Genomic DNA, 2,596 nt, shown 5'->3' with positions numbered 1-2,596 from the left:
CAATTTGTGGTCTGGAATTATTGCCTACAAATTCCTAGATAAAAAGCCCACTATTAGAGATTTTCAAGAAAAAAATCTACTTACAAATTTTGAACTTTTTCAAGATATTGCCGCTTAACTCACGTTATAAATTTGAACAAAAAACTTAACTAATACTCATATGACACCTAATCAAGCAGAAATTGTAAAAAAATCTTTTCCAAAGATTTTGGCTGGCACTTTGAGTGCCACACACATTCTTTACGATAAGCTATTTGAACTCTCTCCTGACACGAGAGATTTGTTCAAAAAAACTTCAATGGAACGACAATCGCAAATGCTTATAGCGGCAATTGGCAAGTTAGTAAAAAGCATTGATAATTGGGATACCGTAAAGCCTGATTTAGAGGCTCTAGCTAAAAGACACGCTGGTTACGGATTAAGTCCTGAACATTTTGTTTATTTCGGGCACGCATTTATACATATGTTGAAAAGTATGTATGGAAATGAATGGAATACAGACTTAGAAGAGTCTTGGAAAGCTGTTTATCAAAAAATTTCAGAAGTTATGATAGGAACACTCTTTGAAAACAAATAAAGCTCTAATGAAAAAATTATGTGAAGTTACTTACAATAACTTCGCATAATTTTGTTCTGTAATTAAAAATTAACCTGTGTTTATATGAATTCTCTTCGTGAGAAACACTCTATTCTTTACATAGATGATGAACAGAGTAATTTAGATATTTTCCGAATTTCTTTCAAAAGAGAGTATAATATCTTTACTGCCTATGAACCCGAACAGGCTTTTGAAATCTTAAAAAACAACCAAATTGATATTATTATTGCTGACCAGCAGATGCCTCAAATGACAGGAACACAATTTTTAGAAAAAACCCTGCAAGAATATCCCGAGGCTATCAGAATCATACTTACGGGCTATGCCGATATTCAAGTGGTAATTGAAGCTATCAACAAGTGTGGTATTTACAAATACATTACTAAACCTTGGGAAAGAGAAGATATAAAAATGACTCTCGAAAAAGCCGTTGAAACAGTTAAAATTAAGCGTGAAAATCAATGGCTTGTGCAGAGCTTGGAACAAGAACTTACAAAATTAGAAGCAAAATATTTTGAGCAATATAAAGAGGCAAGAGAATATGCTCGTAAATTAGAAAAGCAAAAAGCTGAAATTTCGGCAATGTATCGAAAATTAGGACAGAATATCAATTATGCTAGTAAAATACAAAATGCTCTTTTACCCAAAGATAAAACCCTTTTAGAGTTTTTTCAAGATTTTTTTGAAATCAATGCACCCCTTGATGTGGTTTCAGGGGATTTTTATTGGTTTCACCAAGTATCTGATTTTGAAGCTTATTTAGCTATTGTAGATTGTACAGGACATGGTATTGCGGGAGCTTTAATGAGCGTCATTGGGCATACAGAACTAAATAAAGCTATTAAAGAAAGACGTATCAGAGAGCCAAAGGATATTTTAGAAGTTATTCATCAAGACCTTTCCAATTCTCTTTTTTCAAACGAAACCTCCGATGGAATGGACGTAGCTTTATGTCGTTTTCAAAAAACCAGTCCTTTTCATTACAGAATGACTTTTGCTGGAGCCCGTCGTCCTTTGTATATCTTGCAAAATAGTATTATTTTAGAAGTTCCGGGCAGTAGAAAAAGCGTAGGGGGCTTGCAAATTTATGCAGAAGGAAAATATGAGCAACATTCTCTGCATTTGGAGAGTGGTAATCAACTATACCTCTTTACTGACGGCGTTCCTGATATTGCCAACGATAACCGACAAAAATTTGGCTTAAAACGCCTAAAAGATTTGATTTTAAGAACTTATCAATTACCTGCTGAAGAGCAAAAACTTCAAATTATGCAAGAAGTTGCAGAATTTAAGCAGGATACCGCTCAAAGAGACGATTTTTTAATGCTTTCGGTAAGATTATAAAAACAAAACCCTTCACGTTTGAGCGAAGGGTTTTGTTTGAATGATAGAGGGGCGGCATCTACTCTCCCAGCTGTTACGCCAGTACCATCAACGCTTCGGGTCTTAACTTCTCTGTTCGGAATGGGAAGAGGTGATCACCCTAGCCATAGCCACCCGCAAGACCTTTTAGCAAGTTTTTAACTTTTCACTCTTTTTTCGTTTCTGTTTCTTTCTAAACTTGCCTGCATCAAATTCCTTTTGTCTCTCAACAAGTCGTACAATCTACAATAACTCCACCGTAGTAACTCCTCCAAACATTCGGGTGATTAGTATAGCTCGGCTCAACGTATTACTACGCTTACACCTGCTACCTATCCACGTGGTCTTCTCCCACGACCCTCAACGAATACTCATCTCGGGGCGAGTTTCACACTTAGATGCTTTCAGCGTTTATCTCTTCCGAACTTAGCTACTCTGCTGTGCAGTTGGCACTACAACAGATACACCAGCGGTTCGTCCGACCCGGTCCTCTCGTACTAAGGTCAGCTCCCCTCAATATTCTTCGCCCGCAACAGATAGAGACCGAACTGTCTCACGACGTTCTGAACCCAGCTCGCGTGCCACTTTAATGGGCGAACAGCCCAACCCTTGGGACCTTCTCCAGCCCCAGGATGT

The 2,596-nt window shown here is 37.5% G+C and carries 2 protein-coding genes and 2 rRNA genes; 2 read left to right on the top strand and 2 right to left on the bottom strand.

All coding sequences use genetic code 11. The annotated features are described in order from the left end of the window. Positions 1-160: 160 nt before the first annotated feature. Both Rain11_RS13635 and Rain11_RS13630 read left to right on the top strand, forming a co-directional pair. Positions 161-577, top strand: a complete 417-nt coding sequence (locus tag Rain11_RS13635; RefSeq protein ID WP_101359921.1) for a globin domain-containing protein — start codon at positions 161-163, stop codon at positions 575-577. Between the two features lie 84 nt (positions 578-661). Beyond that, positions 662-1,942 (top strand): SpoIIE family protein phosphatase, encoded by a 1,281-nt coding sequence (locus Rain11_RS13630; RefSeq protein WP_101359920.1) that lies wholly within the window; start codon positions 662-664, stop codon positions 1,940-1,942. Between the two features lie 46 nt (positions 1,943-1,988). Here Rain11_RS13630 and rrf read toward each other — a convergent pair. Together rrf and Rain11_RS13620 are read right to left on the bottom strand one after the other, a co-directional pair. Continuing rightward, a 5S ribosomal RNA gene (rrf, locus tag Rain11_RS13625) occupies positions 1,989-2,099 on the bottom strand. Between the two features lie 127 nt (positions 2,100-2,226). Then, positions 2,227-2,596: ribosomal RNA gene (locus tag Rain11_RS13620) — 23S ribosomal RNA — on the bottom strand; the annotation flags it as partial.

The organism is Raineya orbicola (assembly GCF_002843425.1).
Lineage (GTDB): Bacteria > Bacteroidota > Bacteroidia > Cytophagales > Thermonemataceae > Raineya > Raineya orbicola.
This window is presented reverse-complemented; position numbering and strand designations above follow the sequence as displayed.

Bases quoted from the DNA above. Each gene is read 5' to 3' on its own strand.
- Rain11_RS13635 (WP_101359921.1), top strand. From the start codon at position 161: ATGACACCTAATCAAGCAGAAATTGTAAAAAAATCTTTTCCAAAGATT.
- Rain11_RS13630 (WP_101359920.1), top strand. From the start codon at position 662: ATGAATTCTCTTCGTGAGAAACACTCTATTCTTTACATAGATGATGAA.